The sequence below is a fragment of the Bifidobacterium sp. UBA6881 genome (assembly GCA_002451435.1).
In the GTDB taxonomy this organism is placed as follows: domain Bacteria; phylum Actinomycetota; class Actinomycetes; order Actinomycetales; family Bifidobacteriaceae; genus Bifidobacterium.
In genome coordinates this window covers 2,830-6,942 of sequence record DKCF01000083.1, presented here as the reverse complement: position 1 = coordinate 6,942, position 4,113 = coordinate 2,830, and the positions used below count along the sequence as shown (strand labels likewise).

At 64.3% G+C, this 4,113-nt stretch carries 3 protein-coding genes; 1 reads left to right on the top strand and 2 read right to left on the bottom strand.

Annotated features, from left to right (window positions below; translation table 11 throughout):
- Positions 1–49 precede the first annotated feature (49 nt).
- Together B3C64_RS06660 and B3C64_RS06655 are read right to left on the bottom strand one after the other, a co-directional pair.
- Positions 50–1,030, bottom strand: a complete 981-nt coding sequence (locus B3C64_RS06660; protein ID WP_291534597.1) for an ABC transporter permease — start codon at positions 1,028–1,030, stop codon at positions 50–52.
- A gap of 10 nt (positions 1,031–1,040) precedes the next feature.
- Positions 1,041–2,678, bottom strand: a complete 1,638-nt coding sequence (locus B3C64_RS06655) for an ABC transporter substrate-binding protein (protein ID WP_291534596.1) — start codon at positions 2,676–2,678, stop codon at positions 1,041–1,043.
- 179 nt (positions 2,679–2,857) lie between these two features.
- Here B3C64_RS06655 and coaBC point away from each other — a divergent pair.
- A partial coding sequence (gene coaBC / locus B3C64_RS06650; protein ID WP_291534595.1) for a bifunctional phosphopantothenoylcysteine decarboxylase/phosphopantothenate--cysteine ligase CoaBC occupies positions 2,858–4,113 on the top strand: 1,256 nt, incomplete at its 3' end.

Below are 4,113 nucleotides of genomic sequence, written 5' to 3'. Positions count from 1 at the left end.
TTCGAACCGTTCACTCCGCCCATATCCGAATCGTCCCTATTCAGGTTGGTCATGCGGACACCTCCTGCGAGCCGACGCCCGCGTTCTTGAGTCGTGGGTCCAACGCGCGATGCGCCAGATCGACCACGAAGCCCAGCAGCAGGAACAAGGCCGCGAGCAGGAACAGCTCGCTTTGCACGGAGGTGAGGTCGCGGTTGCCCACATCGGTGACCAGCATGGCGCCGAGTCCGGGAAGCGCGAACAGGTTCTCCACCACCATCACGCCGGTGACCATATGCGCGAAGGTCAGGCCGATCACCGACACGAGCTGCGGCGTGGCCAGGCGCAATGCGACCTTCAGCACCGCCTGCCTGCGGGTCATGCCGCATGCCATGGCCATGTCGACCGCCTGCGATGACGCCATGTCGCCCACCGCGGCGCGCGTGTAGCGCATCACGGACGCACCGGCCGTGATGCCGGTGGCCACGGACGGCAGCACCAGCGCGGACAGCGCGCCCGCCGGATCCGCCCATCCGTCATCGGGAAAGCCTTGGGACGGGAACAACCCGATCAATCCGCCGCCACGGGCGAACAACAGGATCAGCAGCAGTCCGCCCCACAGCGCGGGGATGGCGCCCGCGACGATGGCGGCCACATGAAACAGGCCGCGCAGGCGCGGATTGCGGGTCAATACGGCCGCGCAGCCCAACGGAAGTCCGATGGCGAGCGCGATGACCAGGCTCATGACGATCAGGGGGAAGGTGATGCCGACGCGTTCCGCCACCTGGGACGCGACGGAACGTCCGCTGATCACGGATGTTCCGAAATCGCCATGCAGCAGGTTGAGCATCCAATCCGCGTATTGCGACGGATATGAACGGTCGAGGCCGAGCTGCGCGCGCAACGCGGCGATGCGTTCGGGCGTCGCCTTGGTTCCCGCGATCACCGCGGCGACGTCGCCGGGAAGGATGCGCAGTGCGAGGAACACCAGAAGAGAAAGACCGGCCAGGGCCGCGATGAACAGCCCCAGCCGTTGGACGATGAATTTCATTGCCGGTAACTTACTTGGTCTTGTAGACCTGCCATAGCGGCAGCAGAATCTGCGTGAGCTTGCCCGGGAAACCGTGGAGGCTCTTGCTGCGGGCGACCGTCACGCGGTATCCGAACAGCCAATCGGCGGGAGCGTCCTCGCTGACGGTACGAGCCGCCTGCTTGAGGTATTTCTCGCTGGTCGCGGAGTCGGTGGAGGCCAGCGCCTTGGCGTACAGCTCCTGGACCTTCTTGCTGTTGTAGTGGAAGTAGTATTCCGGGTTCGTCCACGAGTAGAAATCGTGGCTTTCCGCGTGGTCCACCAGGGAAAGCTCGTAGTCGCCGTTGGCGTGCACGTCCTGCAGCCAGGTGGAGAACTCCACGTAGTTGATGTTCAGGTCGATGCCGACCTTGGCGAGCTGGCTCTTGAGCTGGTTGCCGAGTTCGGGACCATACGTGTTGGCGTAGGTGAGGGTGAGCTTCAGCGGCTTGTCGGTGGAGTATCCGGCTTCGGCCAGCAGCGTCTTGGCCTTGGACGGGTTGTACGGGTACAGGCCGGTCAGGTCCTCGTAGCCCGGGTCGACGGACGGAATCGGGCCGCCGAGCGCCTGGTCGACGTTGCCGCGGGAGGCGATGATCTCCTTGTGGTTGATGGCGTAGCGGATCGCCTGACGCACGCGCTTGTCTTCGAGCTTCGGGTTGGTGCAGTTGAAGGCGAGGACGAACTTGTCGCTGCCGGAGGCCGCGGAGACCTGGTACTTCGACTTGTCGAGGCCCTTGGCGAGCGTGGCGTTGACCGGCGAGAGCACGTCCACGTCACCGCTCTTGAGCGCGTTGACCGCGGCGTTGTCGTCGGAGAAGAAGCGGATGACCACCTTGTCGGTCTGCGCCTTGTGCGCGGTGCCCCAGTACTTCGCGTTGGCCTTGAGCACGATCTTGTTGCTCGGGTCGAAGGATTCGACGGTGTACGGTCCGGAGCCGACGGCCTGGGTCTTCGCGTCGTACTTGGCGTCCTTGTCGAACACCAGTCCCGGACGTCCGGTGAGGTTCCACAGCAGGTTCGAATCCGGTTCGGAAAGGGTCATCCTCACGGTGTCGGCGTCGACCGCCTCGACCTTGCTGACGCTTTCGATGGCGTCGGCGTCGTAGTACTGCTTCTCGATGAGCTGGTTGATGGACCACGCCACGTCGGTCGCGTCGAGCTTGTGGCCGTTGGAGAAGTTCATCGTGTGGTTGAGATGGAACGTGTAGGTCTTGCCGTCCTTGGAGACGTCCCAGGATTTGGCGATGCCCGGCTGGACCTTGTTGTTCGAATCGCGCGACACCAGTCCTTCGTAGACGTTGCCGTCGAGGATCTGTTCGAGCGCGGCGCCCGACTGCTGGCGGATGTCAAGACTGACCGGGGATAGCTTCAGTCCCACGGTGACGGTGTCGGCTTTGGCCGACGTCCCGTCCGCGCCGTTCGACGCGCCACGGCCCTGGAAGGCGACGACGCCGATGATGACCGCGATCACCGCGACGGCCGCGATGAGGATGTAGATCCACTTCTTCGGACCTTTGGATTTCGGCGACTTGGCGCGCGCGTTCAGCGTCGCGTCGGTGCTCGCCGTGTTGGTGGTCTTCGTTTCGGTTGCGTCGTTTTCGCCGTACGCACCTGAAGATTGCGACATGGTTGCTCCTATATGTTTTTGATTATGCATGGTTGACCGCCTGCATGGAGGTCGATCACCAACACACGACTGTACAATCCGCCGTACCCGTCGCCTTCCGGCAATGCACGGTCCGATGAGTTCCCAGGTATATACTTGACGCAGTCTTGCCCGACGTCAATGGAAGGACGGCACGAACCATGGCGCATATTCTTCTCGGAGTGACCGGCAGCATCGCCGCGTTCAAGGCATGCCATCTCGCTTCCGACTGGAGCAGGCAGGGCCACGAGGTGCGCGTGGCGATGACCGCCGCCGCGCAGGAGTTCGTCACTCCCCTGACGTTCAGCTCGCTGACGCACACCCGCACGCGCGCCGCCATGTTCGGCTCCCGGCACGACGACGGCGATGTGGCGGCGACCGACACGCTGCGGATCAATCATGTGACCGACGCGAAATGGGCCGACCTGCTGGTCATCGCGCCGGCGAGCGCGAACATCATCGCGAAGATCGCGTGCGGCATCGCCGACGACCAGCTGACGAGCACGGTGCTTGCCTACGACGAGGGCCCGAAGATCCTTTGTCCCGCCATGAATGTGCACATGTACGAGAACGCCGTGACGCAGCGCAATCTCGATACCTGCAGGAAGCTCGGTTGGACGATCGTCGAGCCGGAGACCGGCATGCTTGCCTGCGGCGACGCCGGCAAGGGGCGCATGGAGGAGCCGGCCGTGATCGAAACGGCGGCGGCGCGCCTGCTGCGCGCATGCCGTCCGCTTGACGAACTGCCGCTGCACGGCCTTCATGTGCTGGTCACCGCCGGACCGACGCGGGAGCCGCTCGATCCGGTCCGGTATCTGACGAACCATTCCACCGGCAAGATGGGATACGCCCTTGCCGAACAGGCGCGCGACATGGGCGCGCGGGTGACGTTGGTCTCCGGCCCGACTTCGCTCGACGCGCCGGATGGGGTCGATGTGGTGCGCGTCACCACCGCGCAGGAGATGTTCGACGCGGTGCGCGCGGACTTCGGGCATGCGGACATCACGGTGATGGCCGCCGCCGTGGGCGATTTCCGTCCGGCGAACCATTCCGACGAGAAGATCAAGAAGAACGGCCGTGCCGGCATCACCGTGGAGTTCACGTCGAATCCCGACATCCTCGCATGGGCCGGCGGGCATCGGCGCGACGACCAGACGATCTGCGGCTTCGCGATGGAGACCCAGGACCTGGAGGCCAACGCCGCGCGCAAACTCGCCTCCAAGCGTTGTGACATGCTGGTGGCCAACGATCTGCGCACACCCGGTGCCGGTTTCGCGACCGACACGAATGTCGTGACGGTGCTTACGCCCGGAGAACGTCCGGATTCGCCGCGCATCGCGCATTGGGACAAGATGAGCAAGGAGGATCTGGCCGCGAAAGTGCTCACGGAGCTCGCCATGCTGCACACGCGACGGTA

Bases quoted from the DNA above. Each gene is read 5' to 3' on its own strand.
- B3C64_RS06660 (WP_291534597.1), bottom strand. From the start codon at position 1,030: ATGAAATTCATCGTCCAACGGCTGGGGCTGTTCATCGCGGCCCTGGCC.
- B3C64_RS06655 (WP_291534596.1), bottom strand. From the start codon at position 2,678: ATGTCGCAATCTTCAGGTGCGTACGGCGAAAACGACGCAACCGAAACG.